This is a genomic window from Anaerozeibacter quisquiliarum (assembly GCF_051162045.1).
GTDB classification, from domain to species: Bacteria; Bacillota; Clostridia; order Christensenellales; family Aristaeellaceae; genus Anaerozeibacter; species Anaerozeibacter quisquiliarum.
In genome coordinates this window covers 25,099-42,893 of record NZ_JBISDI010000016.1, presented here as the reverse complement: position 1 = coordinate 42,893, position 17,795 = coordinate 25,099, and the positions used below count along the sequence as shown (strand labels likewise).

Here is a 17,795-nt window from a genome sequence, read left to right as displayed (position 1 = left end):
TTCGGGCGGCCCAGACCATTGACAAACCCGGCGCCACTCTCTTGCGGCGCCGGGTTTGTCAATGCCCCGAGGCCGCCAAGGAGGGTATGGGCAGACCGCTCGGCGGCATGCGGGCGCGTACGCCATCCCCCCCCCGCCGCGTAAAACCCGCCAAAATCCTGAACGAGGGAATGTTTGAGATTGGCATAATACCGTGCCTTCCTGCCCCATCCGACGCAACCGCCTATGTGAAATTTATATTGACGTATGCTGGAACAAATTGTAAGATAACTCTGTCATATGTATGTCCGGACGGAGCGATTTGCTTTGGGGGGAGGAACACACCATGAAGAAAATCTTGGCGTTCTCGCTTGTCCTGGCCGTCTCAATCGGCCTGTTCCCGACTGCGCTGGCCGAAGGCAACACCGCAGAGGGCATGACGGCGCACGGCGCGGAACTGTGCGCCTATGTCGGAGAGGGCAACCTGCTGCGCGCGGTGGGCGAGCGCGAGCCCCTCGTTCAGGAGAGGGTGCGCGCCGTCGTCTACGCCTCCGACACCGCGCTGGTCTACGAGGTGGCCGACGAGTTTTGCGTCGACACCGACCGCGAGGGCGTGCTGACTGCGCTGGACGTGGCGGCCGATGTACCCCAACCGACCGCGATTGCCAGCGTCTCGATCGGCTCGGTCTGGTCGAAGGAGGACGGTCTGGTCTTCTATGCGCCGCACGACAACCCCTCGGCACTGATGCAGTACGACCCGGCGCTCGGCACGAGCGAGCCCGCATGCAACGCGGGCGCGCCGATCGCGCGGCTGCGCCTGTCGGCCGACGGCCTGCTGGTGGCCACCGAATCGGCCGAACGGCTCTACATCCCGGTGCTGCACAGCCTGGCCGATCCGATCTACCCCGCCCAGCGCGCGACGGTTGAGGTCGGCGATCGGTTCGAAGCGCTGCTCGATGCAAGCGGCGTGCTGTCCACGCGGCTGCGCGGCAACGCGCAAACCAATACGGTCGCGCAGGGCGTCACCGCGATGGCCGTCGAGGGGCCCATCGTGTACTTCCTGCAGGCCATCGACGGCCAGACCCACCTGATGGCCCACAACATCACGAGCGGCGCGGGCGCATCCGACATGTGCGCCTTCGGCGAGCCGATGCTGAACGAGCTGGCGGTCGGCGACGGCTTTATCTTCGCGGTGGGCGAGAGCTTCGTGGTGTACCGTTACGCGCTGCTGACCGGCGAGTGCGAGCCGTTCACGATGCTCAATAAGGCGGAGGTCTATCAGCCGGTGCTCAAGGCTTTCGACGGATTGCTGCTGATCTACGACGCCGCCAGGGAAGTCGACCAGAACTTCGTCAAGGCCTTCGAGGTGGGCGCCCCGGCCAGCCAGGAGGACGGCATCGTCCAGCCCGACCTCGACGCCGCCGCGCCCGAATCCGCGCCCGCCCCCGAAGAAGATGCCGAGGAGCCCGAAAACGACGGCTCCGGCATCGAGGACGAGCCCGCGGACTTCGAGGACCCGGTCGATAAGAAGGAGCGCGAGGCCCGCGAGAAGGCCGCCCGCGAGGCCGCCCGGAAGGCCCGCGAGGAAGCCGCCAAGAAGGAAGCCCCCGAGTATGCCACGCTGTCCAACGGCTCGCGCGGCGAGGCGGTCGTGCGGCTGCAGCAGCGGCTCAAGGAGCTGGGCTACCTGTCGGGCGCTGTGGACGGCGTCTACGGCAAATCCACCCAGCGCGCGGTCACCTACCTGCAGGGCGACATGGGCTACACCGAGACCGGCACGGCCGGGGTCAAGTTCCAGCAGGCGGTGTTTGGCGGCAAGGCCCCCTATTATGAGACCTATATCGCGCTTCGCAAGGGCGACGAGGGCGTGCGCGTGCGCGATTTGCAGACGCGGCTGCGCGCGCTGTACTACACCGCCGCCAGCGCGGGCGGGCATTACCGCGAGAACACCGTGGCCGCGGTCAAGCGCTTCCAGAAGCAGATGGGCTACAAACAGACCGGCAACATCACGGTCAGCCAGCTCAAGAAGCTGGGCAGCAAGTCGTGCGCGAGCTGCCACATCTACTTTACACTCAGCAAGGGCGACAGCGCGCCGGTGGTCAAGGCGCTCAATCAGCGCCTGAAGAAGCTGGGCTACTTCGACGGCTCGGTCACGAGCAACTATGGAAAGAGCACGGTGGAGGCGGTCAAACGCTTCCAGGCGCAGTACGGTATTATGGCCACGGGCGAGTGCGAACCCAACCTGCAAACGATGATCTACGACAAGAACGCCCGGCACTACGACGATCCCTCGCCCTATGAGCCGCAGCCCAAGCCCAAGCCCGGCCCGAGCGGCCAGGTCATCACCGACGCCCAGCTTAAGGTGGTCAAGAACTGGGTCGGCAAGTTCTATGGCAAGAGCATGAACGCCAAGAAGGCCGTCGGCAAGGTGCAGGATCGGCTGATCGACCTGAACTACATGTACGAAACCGACAGGACGCTCGTCTACGACAAAAACACCAAGGGCGCGATCCTGGCGTTTCAAAATGCCGCCATGCCCGGCGAGAAGCACACCGGTATCGCCGGCCCGAACACGCTGAAGCTGCTGTTCCAGTAGCATTTGTCCCGCGGGCAAGTGAAATAGGCCTGCGATGCGAGAGGAGCGCTGCGGCGCATAGGAGACTCCCCTCCTATGCGCCGCAGCGCTCCTCTCGCGCCTCAGGCCTATTTCACTGCGGCTCGTAAGCCGTCATGTTGCCGGCCCTTCTCGACGCGGCCACGCCTTCGAAATACTGATCCCAGCGCTTGGCCACCTGGGGGTTGCCCCAGATCATCGCGCTCACCCCGTCGGCGTCGTCGCCCAGTATGAGGCGCTCGTTGTCGGCGACGCCGGCCAGGATACGCAGCGCGGACTGCCGAGGCGACTGCGCGCCCGCAGGCGCGGGCAGCCCCTTGAAGATCGCCGTGGCCGTCGTGCCGGGCGTGGCCGAGTTGAACCGGATGCCCGCGTCCCAGTACTCGTAGCGCAGCACCAAGGTCAGCGCGTTCAGCGCCGCCTTGCTGGCGGAGTAGCTGGCCTGGTAGGGCATCGGCGTGAAAGCCGTGCCCGATATGACGTTGACGATCTGACCGTGCCCTTGCGCAAGCATCACCGCGAGCGCTGCGCGGCAACCGTACAGCGCCCCGTAGAAGTTGACGGCGAACACCCTCTCCCAGTCCGCCTGCGAATCGACAAACCCGTCAAGGCCGCCGTCGCCATCGCAGCGTTCCTTCAAGCGGGCGATCATCCCGGCGGTGTCCGGCGTCTCGGTGAACATGCCCGAACGGCCGACGCCCGCGCAGTTGATGAGGATGTCGAGCCGGCCGCCGAAGAACGCCGTCGCGGCGGCGATCATCGCCTGCACGTCTTCCTCCGCGCTGACGTCGCAGGGGATGCCCATGACCTTGCCGGGGTACAGGCCGTTGAGCCGCCGCACCTGGGCCTCGAGGCTGCCGCGGTTGTAATCGGCCAGCGCCACCTTCTCCGCGCCGTAGGCGAGCAATTCCTCGCACAGCGCCAGCCCGACGCCGGACGCGCCGCCGGTGACCGCGACGGTCTTGTCCTTGTAGTATGCCTCGTCCACCGTATCGGACGGCCGGTTCGCCCAATAGGCCCTAAGCCGCTCAAGCACCGCCTCGTCCATACCCGACTCGCCCATCTCGATCAGCTGTTGCAAGGCGTCCAGCGCCGCCAGTTCCTCGGGCGTCCTTTCCGCGTAGCTCGCGATAAAGGACAGCGTTCCGCTTCTGCGCTGACGCGCGAAGCCCAGGTAGATCTCGTCGTACACTTGGGCCATGGCGTCCGGCAGGAAGCATTGGGTCGCGCCGCTGACGTCGCCGTCGTCGCCCAGGATCAGGCGCTCGTTCCTCGCTACGCCGTTCAGGATGCGCTGGGCGGACTGATGCGGCGACTGCGCCTCGGGCGGCGGCGTATTGCCCTCGAAGATGGCCGTGGACGTCGTGCCGGGCGTGGCCGAGTTGAACCGGATGTTCAGGTGGGCGTATTCCGCGCGCAGCGAAAGCGTCAGCGCGTTGAGCGCCGACTTGGTCGCGGCGTACATGCTCTGGTAGGCCATCGGCGAGAACGCGATGCCCGAGATGATGTTGACGATCTGACCCCCGCCCTGGTCGATCATGATGGGCAGCGCGTGCCGGCAGCCGTACAGCGCTCCGTAGAAGTTCAGGGCAAAGCCCTTCGCCCAGTCCTCGTTGGTCGACGGCTCGGCGGCGGCGATGCCCTTGGGCAGCAACGTGTCCGGCTGCAGGGTAAACATGCCGGCCAGGCCCGCGCCCGCGTTGTTGAAAAGCAGGTCGAGCCGCCCGCCGCCGAACGCGCGCGTCTCGCCGATCATGCGCTCCACATCGCCTTCGATGGTCACGTTGCAGAAGATGCCCTTCACCTTGCCGGGGTACGCCTCATTCAGCCGCGCTTCATGCTTCTTTAGATTCTCGCGGTTGAAGTCGGCCAGCACCACCTTGTCGGCCCCGCTTTCCAACAGCTCCTCGCACAGCGCCAGCCCGATGCCCGACGCGCCGCCGGTCACGGCGCAGACCTTACCGGCAAAATACGCGCGATCGTATTCCATTGCTCAACCTCCTTACTCGTATACCTGATGCTCGCGGCACAGCGTACACTGGTCGTAGCGCCCGGTGAACAGGTACTGCATCACCTCCGGCACTTGCGCGTCGGGGTATTTGTGCAGCGTCGTCAGGCTGTCAACCCAGTTGTCGCTGACCATCCAGCCCGCGCCGATCACCGAGACAATGGGCAGCTCGCCCCAAGGATCGTTCGGCGTCGAGTTCAGCGTGACCTTCGCCGTCGCCGGATCCCAGGCGGTAAACCGGGTGGGGCTGTCATAGGCGAGTATCTCCATGCCGTTGAATCCCGCGTCCGGGTCGATCCTGTACCGGAAGTTCAGGCAGCCGCCGCCGGTCACGATCGGATTTGCGCGCGAGCAGCCCTCCTGCGCGGTCGCAAAACCGGGCTGGTTGTACCGCCCCATGTCGAGCTCTACGTCCACCAGCCGCACGCCACCGCGCTCGATGAAGCAATGGCCCCGACGGTCAAGCCGCTCTACATGAATCCTTTCGCACAGCTTCTTGGGCAGGCCGCTCGTCTCGCGCCCGGAGATCATGCCCATCAGCGCGCCGGGGCCCGAGAGCATCAGGCCCAGGAAGTGCAGGCCGGTGACGCCGTTGTACTCGGCCATGATGCCGATGCCGCCCTCCATGTACCATGGCCCGAAGGTGGGTTCACGAATGTTGACGATGTAGATGTAACCCATGCCGGGATCCGCGACCTTGAGCGGAGGCGGCAGCAGCGCCTGCGCCCTTTCCGTATCCAGGTTCACGAACACCTGAATGCCGTACTGGTGGTTCATCGCGCCGTTCTTCATGAAATTCGCCAGCCGATCCATCGGCACGAATACCTTGTTTTCCATCATTAAGCGCTCCTCTCACATCGGTTCAAACACAAACGCCCTGCCGTGCGCGTCCTGCGTGGCTTCGAGGATGCGCCCGCCCCTTTGTGCGTCGCCCACCACATGTACGTTGGAGAAGGCCGCGCGGAACGCGTCGGCCACCGCCCTGCGCGCTCGCACGCCGACGGCCAGCACGACGCAGTCGGCCCGCACGGACACGGTCGCGCCGTCGGACAGCCGCGTAAGCGCAACTCCCTCGGGCGTGACGCGCATAAGGCGGTGTCCCACCAGCACCCGCGGGTTATGGGGCGTGATGCGGCTCATCACGTCGTCCACCACGGTCGGGAACATGCCGGGGCCGAGCGAGTCCAGCATCTCCACCAGCGTCAGCGCGCAGCCGTCCATCGCCAGCATCTCGGCCGTCTCCAGGCCGGTCATGCCGGAGCCGATCACCGCCACGCTGCCCTTGGGGCGAACGCGGCCCAGCAGCACGTCCTCCGCCGTGCATACGCGCGCGTCGTCGACGCCGGGCACCTTCGGAACGACCGGCTCCGCGCCGCAGGCCACGAACACGCCGCAGGGCTCGATGGCGCGCACCGCCTCGGGCGTGACCGCCTCACCCAGGCGCACCTCGACGCCCGCGCGCTCAACCTGCGCGATCAGCGAATCCACATAGCGCGCGATCTTGTCCTTGCCGTAGCCCTTGTCGGCCGTGTTGAGCGTGCCGCCGAGCCGCGCGTTTTCGTCGAACAGCACCGGGTTAAAGCCGCGCTCCGCCAGCACCAGCGCCGCCTCGATCCCCGCGGGACCGCCGCCGACGACGGCCACGGCGCGTCCGCCGCCATTCAAGGCGGGGTGCGCGAACTCGCGCTCGCGCCCGGTGACCGGGTTGACCGCGCACTTGACGCGCCGGGTTTTCACGATCTCGCCGAAGCAGCCGAGACAGCCGATGCACTTGCGGATCTCGTCCGTCGTTCCGGAAAACGCCTTGTTGCACCAGTCGGGGTCGGCCATCTGCGCGCGCCCGACGCCCACGAAGTCGCACGTTCCGTCCGCAAGCAGCGCCTCCGCCGCGTCGGGGTGCTTGATGTTGCTGACCGAGATGACGGGGATATTGACTGCGCGCTTGACCGCCGCCGCCATATGCCGCTTGTAGCCCTCCGCGTAGGTGCCGGGCTCGAGACAGGCCTGCGTATAACAGCTCACGTTGATCGCGTCCGCGCCGGCTTCCTCCAGCGCGCGGGCGATCTTCGCGGCTTCTTCATGGTCGATGCCGCCTGGCAGCGCCTCCTCGGCGTTGATGCGCACGCTGATCGGGAACGCGCCGCACATTGCGCGGATACCCGCGAGGGTCTCGCGCACAAAGCGCATCCGACCGTCAAAGCTGCCGCCGTACGCGTCGGTGCGGAAGTTCATGGCCGGGGACAGGAACTCGTTAATCAGGTAGCCATGCGCGGCGTGCAGCTCCACGCCGTCCGCGCCCGCCGTCTGCGCGATCCAGGCGGCCTGCACGAATTTCCGCGCCATTTCCGCGCACTCTTCTTCAGACAACGCGCGCGGCACGACGCCGGACATCGGAGCCGCTACGGCCGAGGGCGCGACCGGCCGCTCGCCGCCGATCGCCTGAGAGGCCTCGCGCCCCGGATGCTGCAGCTGGATGAAGATGCGGGTCCCGTACTTGTGCACGGCGTCCGCGAGCCGCTCAAGCCCCGCGATGTCGCTCATCCGATACGCCGCCAACTGGCAGGGGTCGCTGATGCCCGCACCGCCGGCGACGCGCGTGACCTCGGTGATGATGAGGCCGCAGCCACCCCTGGCCCGCGCCTCGTAAAACGCGACGATGTCGTCGGTCACACCGCCGTCCGCCGCGGCGAGGTTCACGCCCATCGCCGGCATGACGACCCGATTGGGCAGGGTCAGGCGGCCGATCGTGCCCTCGCTTCTGAGCCGCTCATACATTTGCTTCAATCCCCTTCTTTCTGTCTGCGTTTGGCTGCGTATAGCGCAGTATGGCTAAGTTGACGGTCGGTTTTGTCAGCAGCGTCGTGAACAGCAGGCGGATGACGAAATACTGGAAGAAATTCATGTCCTCAAAGCCGAAGAAGGTGAATACCGCCCAGAACGCCAGCGCCGCGACGATCATGATGGGCACGAGCAGCGTCAGCGCAAATAAGGCGGGCGAGGCGGGCATCCAACCGACCCACCTGTTCTCGGCCTGCGCGACCGGCAGCGCGCCCGCCGTTCGCGCGGCGCGCATGTTCCGGGCGATCGGGTAAGCCATGCTCACCGTGACAATCGCGCCGAGAATCGAGGCCGAAATCACGATGCCGGCGCGCGTGGTGGGCGGGATGACCACGTGCTGGTCGCGGATGATCGTGCCGCCGAGCGCGAGCCCGAGCAGCATGTTCAGCCCGAAATCGTTGCGAACCGTATCGAACCATTCCTTGAAGGTGGACATGCGCGGCAGCGGATTCTTGACCGGCTGCGCGCCCTTTTGCTGTGCGTCCGATGCGCGCGCGCAGTCGGGCTGCACGTACCGCAGAATGGCCAGTTCCACGATCTTGGCCGACAGCAGCGTGGTGTAGATGACCCTCCACACCGCGAAGCGCGCGAAGGTGAACGCCTCGATGTGAAAAAAGCGGATGACGAACGCGTTGAACAGCGGCGCAAGCATGGCAAAGACAGCGCCGAAGACGAGGGCCAGCGGCAGCGGATGCTTCGGCAGTTTCTGCATCAACCGGCTTTGCGGCGCCTCCCGCGGCAGCCGCCCCTGCGCGCGCAGCCGACCGACCATGAACCGCACGATGAACACGTCAATCAGCGACGTGGTAATCCCGCAGATGCCCGCGTCGGCCAGAATACCCCCGAGCGTCAGCGACCGCCCATAGTAGAAGATGAACGCCACCGCCAGGTTGATGATCGCCGTCAGCAAGATGATCGGGATGTTGTCGATATAGGGCAACCCGGCCGACCAATTCCCGTCCTTGGATGATGCAGCCATCGATCTTCCTCCCCTTCGAGCGCGCGGCTTTGCCGCGCGGCAAATTCCACAACGCCTGCCATATAATGCCAATATAACAGAAAATCGGCTCGCTGGAAAGTGCAATCCCGCCTTCGAAAATGCTACGCCCCGAGCGGTTATAAAATGTATTTTTTCAGCTCGCGCGGGCCTGAAATGGACAGCTTTTCGTAAATTTCCCGCATGATGTTTCGGAATCTGCCCACCGAGATGCCGTACTGCCGGGCGATCTTGGCGTGGGGTACGCGGCGCGCCACCTGCAGCGCGAAATGATATTCCCGAAGCGACAGGATCAGCGTGATGTTGTCCTTGGTGAAGCGGTTGTGAAAGGTGATCCAGTTTCTCCACGTGCGCTTCCATTGCTTAAGGACCCGCTCGTAACAGTCGGGAAATTCCTGCGCCAGGACCTGCTCCATCAGCCCGCCGAAAAGCGTCACATGCTCCGCGAACGGCGTGATCAGGTCGTGAGGCAGGGCAATGCGACAGGCGTCCAGCAGCCAGCGCCGCGCCTCCTCGTCGCGTTCGAGATTGTGGCAGGAAACGGCGCACATCATCCGCAGGTAGATGTCATACGGCGCGATTCCTTTTTCCGGCGCGCAAACCGACTGCGCGGTCTGCGCCACGGCCAGCATGGTCTGAAATTGTCCGAGGCAGAGGAAGTACTTCGAGCGCAGGTAGAGCGCATAGGGCCGCACCGCGGGCGGGAGGGCGCCCAAATCCCCCTCCCTCAGCCATTCGGGCACCAGGTTCGGAGCGGCCACGCTGACGGCCGCGGTCGCAAGCCCCAGTTCCGCGAAAACCCTGACGGTTTCGTCCGCGGTGGTCTCGACGATCCGTTTCAGCCAGCCTTCGATCTCGGTGTAGGCGCGGTAATCGCCCGTGCTGATGGCCGCGGCGATGGCCCCCAGGCTGATGCGCAGCCGCGCCGCGTCGTCGCGAGAGACGTTTTGATAGCAGGCCATCACCCGCTCAAAATCGCCTCGCTGATAGCAGATTTCCGCTTCGTAGATGAGCCGCAGCCTGTCCTCGCCCAAGGTCTCCAGGATCGCGTCGGGCCCCGAAGCGGGCAGAGGCCCGGCGGTGGACGCGAACAGGCCGAGCAGTTCGGCGGATAGAACGCATGGATGCGGCTTGTCCCGCCTGAGATCGGCGGGCTTCTCCGCGCCCAGCGGGATCATCCACGCCCGGCCAAACGCCTGCGCGCCCGGTATCCGCTGCTCGGCCGCCAACCGCTGCACCTGCCGGAGCGAAACCCCCCACCGTTCGGCCGCCTCTTGGGCCGTCATATAGCGCATCCCGCCGCCACCCTTCGCGATCAATTGACAGCGCCTACCCGTCGTATTCGCGACGGATAGGGATTGTTAAATTTCCGATCGCCGCTCGCCGCCCTCACAGAAGTAACCCCCCTGCTCATGGCGGCCCGCCCTCTTTGCATGCCCATAGCATAACATTCTCGGTTCTTATGCGCAAGCATACAGGCCTGTTTGGGGTGGAAAAACGCGCCGTTCTGTCAACCATCTTTTCAAGAAAGTCCTGATCGAATTTCGCTTCCGGTTCGCGCTTTATCGCGTCTTCATGGGTTGCGGGTGTATAAAGGTTTTACTTGACACCGCTGTGCGCGCGTGCAATAATAACGATCGGATATGCCTTATCCAGAGTGGTTGAGGGACGGGCCCGATGAAACCCGGCAACCGGCGCGCTTGGCAGGCGCATGCGGTGCCAAATCCCGCGGCGCGTTTTCGCGCCGGAAGATGAGGCGCACGTTGATGCATGCGGGCTCATCTTCGAGCCCGTGTTTTTTATTTACTGAGGGAGGTTTTATTGATGCGTACGCTGTTTACTTCCGAATCGGTGACCGAGGGCCACCCGGACAAGATGTGCGACCAGATTTCCGACGCGGTGCTGGACGCGATCCTCGAGCAGGACCCGGGCGCGCGGGTGGCGTGCGAGTGCGCCGCCACGACGGGACTGATCCTGGTGATGGGGGAAATCACCACCAACTCTTACGTGTCGATCGACAAGATCGCGCGGCAGAAGGTGATCGAGATCGGCTACGACCGGGCCAAGTATGGCTTCGACGGCAACTCCTGCGCGGTAATGGTGTCGGTGGACGAGCAGTCGCCCGACATCGCGATGGGCGTGAACGACGCGCTCGAGGGGCGCTCGGAACACCGCTACGACATCGGCGCGGGCGACCAGGGCATGATGTTCGGGTACGCCTGCGACGAGACCGAGGAATACATGCCGCTGGCGATTTCGCTGGCGCACCGGGTGACGCGGCGGCTGGCCGAAGTGCGCAAATCGGGCGAGATCGCCTACCTGCGTCCGGACGGCAAGTCGCAAATCACGGTGGAATACGAAGACGGGCGACCGGTTCGCGTGGACACGGTCGTGGTATCGACGCAGCACGCTGCGGACGCCGCCCGCGAGACGATCGAGCGCGACGTGATCGAGCGCGTGGTGAAGGTCGCGGTGCCGGCCAAGTGGCTCGACGACAACACGCGCTACCTGATTAACCCCACGGGCCGGTTCGTCGTGGGCGGGCCGCAGGGGGACTCTGGGCTGACCGGGCGCAAGATCATCGTGGACACCTACGGCGGCTACGCGCACCACGGCGGCGGCGCGTTCTCGGGCAAGGACCCGACCAAGGTAGACCGCTCGGCGGCCTACGCGATGCGGCACGTGGCCAAAAACCTGGTGGCGGCGGGCCTGGCGAAGAAGTGCGAGGTGGGCGTAGCCTACGCGATCGGCGTAGCCGAGCCGGTCTCGCTGACCGTGGACAGCTACGGCACCGGGGCCATGAGCGACGAGGCGCTCTCCGCGCTGGTGGGCAAGGTGTTCGACCTGCGGCCCGCGGCAATCATCGACCGGCTGAATCTGCGCCGTCCGATCTACGCGCAGGTGGCGAGCTACGGCCATTTCGGGCGCAACGACCTGGATCTGCCCTGGGAGAAGCTGGATTACGTGGATGCGCTGCGCGCGTAAACCCATTTCTCCGCGCAGGGGCGCCCGCAGGCGGGGCGGCGGCCCGATAACAGAACCAAATGGATCGTGATCCTTCAGCCTGACCGCCTCACCCTTCTGCGTCATGGCTGTCGTTTGAGCGACGCATCGAGCGGGCAAAAATCCAAATAGCGCCCGTCCGCATACCCGACGCCGCCGCCGCGCATCTCCACACGGCACCAGCCGTCGGCACGGCGGCACGCGCGGACGGTTTCGTCCGCGTTCAGCTCGCCGATGCGTTCGCCCGCGCTGCCCGGCAGACTGCGCACCGCGAGCGCCTGGCAACGCACCCGCGCGAGCAGCGGCTGTTCCTCGCAGGCGCTTATCTCCGCTTCGGATCGCGCGGCGTACAGCCCCAGCACGCAGGCCCGCAGGTAGCCCTGCTTGCCCGACAGCAGCATAACCGGCCGGTAACCGGCGCGCTCAGGCCCGGTGACCAGCGCGCACGCGCCCGGCCGCATCGCGGAGAGCGCCTTGCCCTTGGGCTTGGCGGTGGCGCGCAGCACGTCGCGCGCCGACAGCCGCGCCAACGTAACCTCGCCGAGCACCCCGCCGAACGGCTCGCCCGGCGTCTCGACCAAGCGGGCGCGCACGTAGCCCAGCTTGCCGGTGGCGGTCATCACCGGCAGGAACTTGCGCACGCGCGCGCCCATGACGCACACGCACGCGCCGCGCGCAAGCCCCCCGCGCGCCTTCGCGCCGCGCTCGGGGCGCTTCAGCAATCGCGCCCTGCCGACGATCCGCGCCGTGTTCAATCCGACGATGCCCATCAATCGCACCCACCCTATGTATCCCGATCAATTCACACCGATTATAGCATGCGCGTACCGGCGGCACAACGCGAGTATTTATTTCTTAACATATCCTTCCACCAATCAGTCGAAAATTGGCGTATAATAAAGAAGTGTGGATTTCTACCGAGGGATCATGAGGTATGGAGGCAACAGACATGGCACTGATCGACAGAATCAAGGCGAGAGCCTGCGCGGATGTCAAGCACATCGTGCTGCCCGAGGGCGAAGAGACGCGCAACATCCGGGCCGCGGCCAAGATCGCGCGCGCGGGCATCGCTCGGATCACGCTGCTGGGCGACCCGGCCAAGACGCGCGAAGCGGCGGGCGAAACCGATCTGACCGGCGTTACGATCGTAAATCCCGCGGCGTCGTCCAAGGCGGCCGCCTACGCGGAGGCGCTCTACGAGATTCGCAAGGCCAAGGGCATGACGCTTGAAGAAGCGCGGGCTCTGGTGGCCGACCCGATGTACTACGGCGTGATGATGGTGAAGATGGGCGACGCCGACGGGCTGGTTTCGGGCGCGATTCACTCCACCGGCGCAATGCTCAAACCGGCGCTTCAAATCATCAAGGCCAAGCCCGGCATGAAGACGGTGTCCTCCTGCTTCCTGATGGAGTGCCCCGATCGCTCGTTCGGTCATGACGGCGTGATGATCTTCGCCGACTGCGCCGTGATCCCAAGCCCCACCGCCGAGGAGCTGGCGAACATCGCGCTGGGCGCGGCCGACAGCGCGCGCGCGCTGGCCGAGATGGAGCCCAAGGTCGCCATGCTGTCCTTCTCCACCAAGGGCAGCGCCAAACACGACCTCGTGACCAAGGTGCAGGAGGCCACCAAGATCGCCAAGCAGATGGCCCCGGAATTGCTGCTCGACGGCGAGTTGCAGCTGGACGCCGCGCTGGTCGAGGAAATCGGCCGCCTCAAGTGCCCGGGCAGCCCGGTGGCCGGCCAGGCCAACACGCTGGTCTTCCCGGATCTTGGGGCCGGCAACATCGGCTACAAGCTGGTGCAGCGGCTAGCGGGCGCGGAAGCCTACGGCCCGGTGCTGCAAGGCATCGCCAAGCCCTGCAACGACCTGAGCCGCGGCTGCTCGGTGGACGATATCGTGGCCACGGTGGCCATCACCGCCGTACAGGCGCAGGGCTGACGATAGATCGCGAACCTCTTCAGGAGGTTTGGAGGGCCGCAGCCCTCCATGTCCAATTATTTGTGCCGGCTTTGCCGGTGAAGTGGATTCCGACAAAGGGCGAGCTTGCCCGCCCGACTTGGAATCAATTCATGCAGCCGGATTGCGCCCGGAAACCCCGCAGGCTTTTCTGCAATCCGGTGCCCCCGTAGCCCAACTCCCTCGTATGCGGCCGCAGCCGGATGCGAGGGATCCCGAATATACACGCCGGAGGGATTCTCATGAAGATTCTGGTCATCAACGCGGGCTCCTCGTCACTCAAGTACCAACTGATCGACATGAAAGACGAGTCGGTCATCGCCAAGGGCATCGCCGAGCGCATCGGCATCGACGGCAGCAACCTGACCCACAAGTACGGGGACGGCGGCAAGTACCAGGTCGCCACCCCGATGAAGGATCACACCGAGGCGATGAAGTACGTGCTGGACGCGCTGCTCGATAAGGCGCACGGCGTGATCTCCTCGATCGACGAGATCGGCGCGGTGGGCCACCGCGTACTGCACGGCGGCGAGAAGATTACGAAATCTACCCTGATCGACGACTACGTGCTGTCGGTGATCGAGGAATACATACCGCTGGGCCCGCTGCACAACCCGGCCAATCTGATGGGCATCCGCGGCTGCATGTCGGTGATGCCGAACACGCCGATGGTGGCGGTGTTCGACACCGCGTTCCACCAGACGATGCCGCGCCAGGCCTTCCTGTACGCCCTTCCCCAGCACTATTACCGCGAGATGGGCGTGCGCCGCTACGGCTTCCACGGCACCTCACACCGCTATGTGGCGGGCGAGATCGTAAAGAAACTGAACAGGCCGAACACCAAGGTGGTCATCTGCCATCTGGGCAACGGCTCGTCGCTGTCGGCGGTCATCGACGGCAAGTGCGTCGATACCTCGATGGGCCTGACCCCGCTCGAGGGCGTGATGATGGGCACCCGCTCCGGCTCGCTCGACCCGGCCATCGTGCAGTTCATCGCCGAGCGCGAAGGCAAGAGCGCCACCGAGGTGGTCAATATGCTCAACAAGGAATCGGGCATGCTGGGCATGTCGGGCCGGTCGAGCGACATGCGCGACGTGTACGACGGTGCGGGCGAGGGCGATCAGGCGTGCAAAGACACGCTGGACGTATGGAACTACGGCGTCAAGAAGTACATCGGCGCGTACGCGGCGGCGATGGGCGGGCTGGACGCCATCGTGTTCACTGCCGGCATCGGCGAGAACGAATACCGCGCGCGCGTCTCGCTGTGCGAAGGGCTCGAGTTCCTGGGCGTGGAAATCGACCATGAGGTCAACCGCTCGCTGCGCGGCAAGGAGGCCAAGATCTCGACCCCGAACTCGAAGGTCGAGGTGTGGGTCATCCCCACCAACGAGGAACTGGCGATCGCGCGCGACACCTTGGAACTGACCAAAAAATAATTTGACAAACCCGCTGTGTGCCCCTATAATGTCAAAGGTTGACTCTGTGAGGTGAATCCCATGCTGCTCGACATTTCCCGCGCGCTCAAGAACCCCGGCCAGAGCTACCCCTTCTCGGGCGCTCTCTCGCTTGAGGCGATGGATGTGCTGGACGATCCGGTGCGGTTCGAGGGCGTGGCGATCGACGGATCGTTTACCGGTGCGGTGGAGTCGGTGAAGGTCGTCGGTCGCGTGCGGGCGAAGGTACATACGCGTTGCGCGCTCTGCCTGGACCCGGTCGCATTTGATCTGGACGCGCCGCTTGCGGAAGTGTTCACCCGCACAGTGGATCCCGAGGATCCCGACCAGCGCCCGCTGAACGGCTATGCGGTCGATCTGACCGATCCGGCCAAGGACGCGCTGCTGCTGGCATTGCCGATGCGCGCGCTGTGCCGCCCCGATTGCGGCGGGCTGTGTCCGGTTTGCGGCGTCAACCTGAACCACCGGCGCTGTACATGCCAGGAGGGCGGCGAACGCCACAATCCCTTTTCGGCATTGGATGAATTGCTGACAGAGGATGAGGAGGTGTAACCATGGCCGTACCGAAAGGAAAAACTTCCAAGGCGCGCAAGAACAGCCGTCGCGCCGCCAATTGGAAACTGGAACTGCCGGGCATCGTCAAATGCCCGCGCTGCCAGAAGATGAAGCTGAGCCACCGCGTGTGCAAGCATTGCGGTTACTACGATGGCCAGCAAGTGGTGAAGGTCGAAACCGACGCCAAGACCAGCGCGAAGTAATTGCGCAAAATCAGGGCCCGCGCCATCGGCGCGGGCCCTTTTACGCTTTGCTATCCGGCAAGGCGGCGGCGTGGATTTGTTTGCGCCCATACCCTCAGCTAAGCCGATCTGCGCAAAGGCGATCATGCGCCTCCCATTCCTCCGGAGATTGAGGGGTGTATTCGCGGAAGGTGCAGCTATTCCTGACCACCTCGCGACCTTGCGCGATCGACGCGATCTCGCCGCACGCCAGCATCTGAACCAGCATGTTTCCGATCGCCGTGCCGTCGGCCGGGCCCGCCACGACCGGGCGATTCGCCGCGTCGGCGGTGAACTGGCACGCCAACGCGTCGAGCGAGCCTCCGCCGATGATGCTGATGCGGGTAAGCCGGCGGCCGGAGAAGGTCTCCAGCGCTTCGAGCGACCGCCGGTATTGCAGGGCGAGCGCCTCATAGACTACGCGGAAATATTCTCCAGGCGTCTCGGGCGCTCGCCCCGTGTGCTCGAGACTGGCCGAGCGTATCTTCCTGCGCATTTCGCCCGGGCTGTAAAACCGGCGGTCGTTTGCGTCAATCAGGTGCTGAAAGGGCCTTGCACCAAGCGCCTCGGCCTGCATCTGCTCGTAGCTGAACCGGATGCCATCCTGCGCCCAGTCGCGCATCAACTCCTGAAGCAGCCACGAACCCATCACGTTTTTGAGCAGGCGGTGGTGCCCCGGCAAGCTGCCCTCGTTGGCGATGTTGTGCGCGTAGCCATACTCGGTGATGATGGGCAGATCGGCTTCCATACCCACCAGCGACCAGGTGCCGCTCGAGATAATCGCGCAGTCTCGGTCTATGGGCGCGGCGAGGAACGCGGACGCCGTGTCGTGCTCGCATACGCTAACCACGTCGATCCCGGGCACACCCAGGCTTTGGCGCACCGGCTCGGTCAGCGAGCCCACATGGGTTCCCGGCATGACAAGCGGCGCGAAGAGCCGTTTGGGAAAGCCGATCGCGTCGAGCGTGCGCGCGATCCACGTCCTCGTGTTTAAGTCCAGCATCTGCGTCTGCGCGGCCAGCGTGTATTCCATGACGCGGTTGCCGGTCAGCAGATAGACGAGCAGGTCGGGCAGCATCAGCAGGTTGTCCGCATGGTCGAACAGATATTGCTGGCCATTCTCCACCATTGCCGCCAGCTGCATCCATGTGTTGAACGGCGCCAGCTGGTTGCCGGTCAGCAGGTACAGCTCACGCGGCGGAATGCGGCGGTAAATCGCTCGCTCGTGCTCGATCGTGCGCGGGTCGCGGTAGGCGCGCACCGGAAACAGCAGCTCGCCGCGCCGGTCGACAAACGTAAAATCATTGTTGTAGCCGTCCAGCCCGATCGACGCGACCTGCGCGACGGCGCACGCCTTGCCGATGCCCTCCGCCAGATTGCGCCAAATGCCCGGAAAGTCCCAGTACATCGCCTGACCCATCTGAACAATGCCGTTTTGAAAGCTGTGTACCGGATCAATCGACAGCGTTTCACCGTCAAAACGGCCGAGAAACATCTTCCCGCTGCTGGCTCCCAGGTCAAACGCAAGGTAATTCACGCGCATTCCTCCGTCAGGCAGGCATCACGATGTGCTTGCACAGGTTACAAAACGCGTCGCCTTCGATGCGCTCAAGCATCGAGTACGCGCCGAAGATGTGGGGGCCCGAGACCACCACGCCATGCTTGGGCAGGATCATGCCGATCGGCTTTCGTTCGGCCAGCTCGCGCCGCTCGTCGAAGTACTTATAGACGTTTTCCGCCAGCTCGCGCGTGTACGCCTTCGTCCACTCAATGCACTCGACGTGGCCGCGCCCCATCGTCGCCTCGGTCACATTGGGGATCGGCTGCGCGAACGCCACAAACGGCATGCAGTAAAACGGGTGCGCGTGGATCGTCGCGCCGATATTCTGGAAATTGGAGAGCAGCAGGATATGCATGTCGGTCTCGCGGGACAGCTTCCCCTCCCCCTCGAGGATATTCTCTTGATAGTCGATCAGCAGAATATCCCGGGGTGAAAGCTCGCAATGCTTGTGCTCCGACATCATTGACGGCGTGACCAGTATGCGGTTTTCGGCCACCCGCACCGCAAAATTTCCGCCCGCGGCGTTGGTGAGCCGCCTCTGCCACATATTGCGCGCCGTGACGCACATCTCCTCGCGCATGTCCATGTATTGCAGCATGATTTTTCCC

General features: G+C 64.6%; 14 protein-coding genes and 1 riboswitch. Of the genes, 6 read left to right on the top strand and 8 right to left on the bottom strand.

Annotated features, from left to right (window positions below; genetic code table 11):
• Positions 1 to 325: 325 nt before the first annotated feature.
• Positions 326 to 2,575: a peptidoglycan-binding domain-containing protein gene (locus ACH6CV_RS08850; protein ID WP_456357821.1), complete on the top strand. Its 2,250-nt coding sequence runs from the start codon at positions 326 to 328 to the stop codon at positions 2,573 to 2,575.
• A 112-nt stretch (positions 2,576 to 2,687) separates the two neighbouring features.
• On the opposite strand, the gene ACH6CV_RS08845 is transcribed toward ACH6CV_RS08850, so the two are convergent.
• The 5 genes from ACH6CV_RS08845 to ACH6CV_RS08825 form a co-directional block, all read right to left on the bottom strand.
• On the bottom strand, positions 2,688 to 4,583 hold the full coding sequence (locus ACH6CV_RS08845; protein WP_456357820.1) for an SDR family NAD(P)-dependent oxidoreductase: 1,896 nt from the start codon (positions 4,581 to 4,583) through the stop codon (positions 2,688 to 2,690).
• A gap of 12 nt (positions 4,584 to 4,595) precedes the next feature.
• Positions 4,596 to 5,441 carry an acetoacetate decarboxylase family protein gene (locus tag ACH6CV_RS08840; RefSeq protein WP_456357819.1) on the bottom strand — a complete coding sequence of 282 codons (846 nt, stop codon included), beginning with the start codon at positions 5,439 to 5,441 and terminating at the stop codon, positions 4,596 to 4,598.
• 12 nt (positions 5,442 to 5,453) lie between these two features.
• Positions 5,454 to 7,376 carry an oxidoreductase gene (locus ACH6CV_RS08835; RefSeq protein ID WP_456357842.1) on the bottom strand — a complete coding sequence of 641 codons (1,923 nt, stop codon included), beginning with the start codon at positions 7,374 to 7,376 and terminating at the stop codon, positions 5,454 to 5,456.
• Entirely contained in the window at positions 7,369 to 8,418 is a 1,050-nt protein-coding gene (locus tag ACH6CV_RS08830) for a hypothetical protein (RefSeq protein WP_456357818.1), read from the bottom strand. The genes ACH6CV_RS08835 and ACH6CV_RS08830 overlap by 8 nt, the downstream gene beginning before the upstream one ends.
• A gap of 137 nt (positions 8,419 to 8,555) precedes the next feature.
• A complete protein-coding gene (locus tag ACH6CV_RS08825; protein WP_456357817.1) occupies positions 8,556 to 9,731 on the bottom strand; it encodes a helix-turn-helix domain-containing protein in 1,176 nt (391 codons plus the stop codon).
• A 350-nt stretch (positions 9,732 to 10,081) separates the two neighbouring features.
• Positions 10,082 to 10,194: riboswitch (SAM riboswitch) on the top strand.
• A 63-nt stretch (positions 10,195 to 10,257) separates the two neighbouring features.
• Between ACH6CV_RS08825 and metK the strand changes: the two genes are divergently transcribed.
• Positions 10,258 to 11,421 (top strand): methionine adenosyltransferase, encoded by a 1,164-nt coding sequence (metK, locus tag ACH6CV_RS08820; protein ID WP_456357816.1) that lies wholly within the window; start codon positions 10,258 to 10,260, stop codon positions 11,419 to 11,421.
• A 101-nt stretch (positions 11,422 to 11,522) separates the two neighbouring features.
• Here metK and ACH6CV_RS08815 read toward each other — a convergent pair whose 3' ends face one another.
• Positions 11,523 to 12,209, bottom strand: a complete 687-nt coding sequence (locus tag ACH6CV_RS08815) for an SH3 domain-containing protein (RefSeq protein WP_456357815.1) — start codon at positions 12,207 to 12,209, stop codon at positions 11,523 to 11,525.
• Positions 12,210 to 12,388: 179 nt separating this feature from the next.
• On the opposite strand from ACH6CV_RS08815, the gene pta reads away from it, so the two are divergent.
• The 4 genes from pta to rpmF all read left to right on the top strand — a co-directional run bounded on the left by pta (position 12,389) and on the right by rpmF (position 15,608).
• A complete protein-coding gene (pta, locus tag ACH6CV_RS08810; RefSeq protein ID WP_456357814.1) occupies positions 12,389 to 13,378 on the top strand; it encodes a phosphate acetyltransferase in 990 nt (329 codons plus the stop codon).
• A gap of 260 nt (positions 13,379 to 13,638) precedes the next feature.
• Positions 13,639 to 14,832, top strand: a complete 1,194-nt coding sequence (locus tag ACH6CV_RS08805; RefSeq protein ID WP_456357813.1) for an acetate/propionate family kinase — start codon at positions 13,639 to 13,641, stop codon at positions 14,830 to 14,832.
• Positions 14,833 to 14,892: 60 nt separating this feature from the next.
• Positions 14,893 to 15,402 carry a YceD family protein gene (locus tag ACH6CV_RS08800; RefSeq protein ID WP_456357812.1) on the top strand — a complete coding sequence of 170 codons (510 nt, stop codon included), beginning with the start codon at positions 14,893 to 14,895 and terminating at the stop codon, positions 15,400 to 15,402.
• A 2-nt stretch (positions 15,403 to 15,404) separates the two neighbouring features.
• On the top strand, positions 15,405 to 15,608 hold the full coding sequence (rpmF, locus tag ACH6CV_RS08795; RefSeq protein ID WP_456357811.1) for a 50S ribosomal protein L32: 204 nt from the start codon (positions 15,405 to 15,407) through the stop codon (positions 15,606 to 15,608).
• Positions 15,609 to 15,702: 94 nt separating this feature from the next.
• Here rpmF and ACH6CV_RS08790 read toward each other — a convergent pair whose 3' ends face one another.
• Positions 15,703 to 17,163, bottom strand: a complete 1,461-nt coding sequence (locus ACH6CV_RS08790) for a rhamnulokinase (protein ID WP_456357810.1) — start codon at positions 17,161 to 17,163, stop codon at positions 15,703 to 15,705.
• A gap of 13 nt (positions 17,164 to 17,176) precedes the next feature.
• Complete coding sequence (locus ACH6CV_RS08785; protein WP_456357809.1) at positions 17,177 to 17,785, bottom strand: class II aldolase/adducin family protein; 609 nt, start codon at positions 17,783 to 17,785, stop codon at positions 17,177 to 17,179.
• Positions 17,786 to 17,795: the final 10 nt, after the last annotated feature.

Coding starts and splice junctions, on each gene's coding strand:
- ACH6CV_RS08850 (WP_456357821.1), top strand. CDS start 326: ATGAAGAAAATCTTGGCGTTCTCGCTTGTCCTGGCCGTCTCAATCGGC.
- ACH6CV_RS08845 (WP_456357820.1), bottom strand. CDS start 4,583: ATGGAATACGATCGCGCGTATTTTGCCGGTAAGGTCTGCGCCGTGACC.
- ACH6CV_RS08840 (WP_456357819.1), bottom strand. CDS start 5,441: ATGATGGAAAACAAGGTATTCGTGCCGATGGATCGGCTGGCGAATTTC.
- ACH6CV_RS08835 (WP_456357842.1), bottom strand. CDS start 7,376: ATGTATGAGCGGCTCAGAAGCGAGGGCACGATCGGCCGCCTGACCCTG.
- ACH6CV_RS08830 (WP_456357818.1), bottom strand. CDS start 8,418: ATGGCTGCATCATCCAAGGACGGGAATTGGTCGGCCGGGTTGCCCTAT.
- ACH6CV_RS08825 (WP_456357817.1), bottom strand. CDS start 9,731: ATGCGCTATATGACGGCCCAAGAGGCGGCCGAACGGTGGGGGGTTTCG.
- ACH6CV_RS08815 (WP_456357815.1), bottom strand. CDS start 12,209: ATGGGCATCGTCGGATTGAACACGGCGCGGATCGTCGGCAGGGCGCGA.
- pta (WP_456357814.1), top strand. CDS start 12,389: ATGGCACTGATCGACAGAATCAAGGCGAGAGCCTGCGCGGATGTCAAG.
- ACH6CV_RS08805 (WP_456357813.1), top strand. CDS start 13,639: ATGAAGATTCTGGTCATCAACGCGGGCTCCTCGTCACTCAAGTACCAA.
- ACH6CV_RS08800 (WP_456357812.1), top strand. CDS start 14,893: ATGCTGCTCGACATTTCCCGCGCGCTCAAGAACCCCGGCCAGAGCTAC.
- rpmF (WP_456357811.1), top strand. CDS start 15,405: ATGGCCGTACCGAAAGGAAAAACTTCCAAGGCGCGCAAGAACAGCCGT.
- ACH6CV_RS08785 (WP_456357809.1), bottom strand. CDS start 17,785: ATGCTGCAATACATGGACATGCGCGAGGAGATGTGCGTCACGGCGCGC.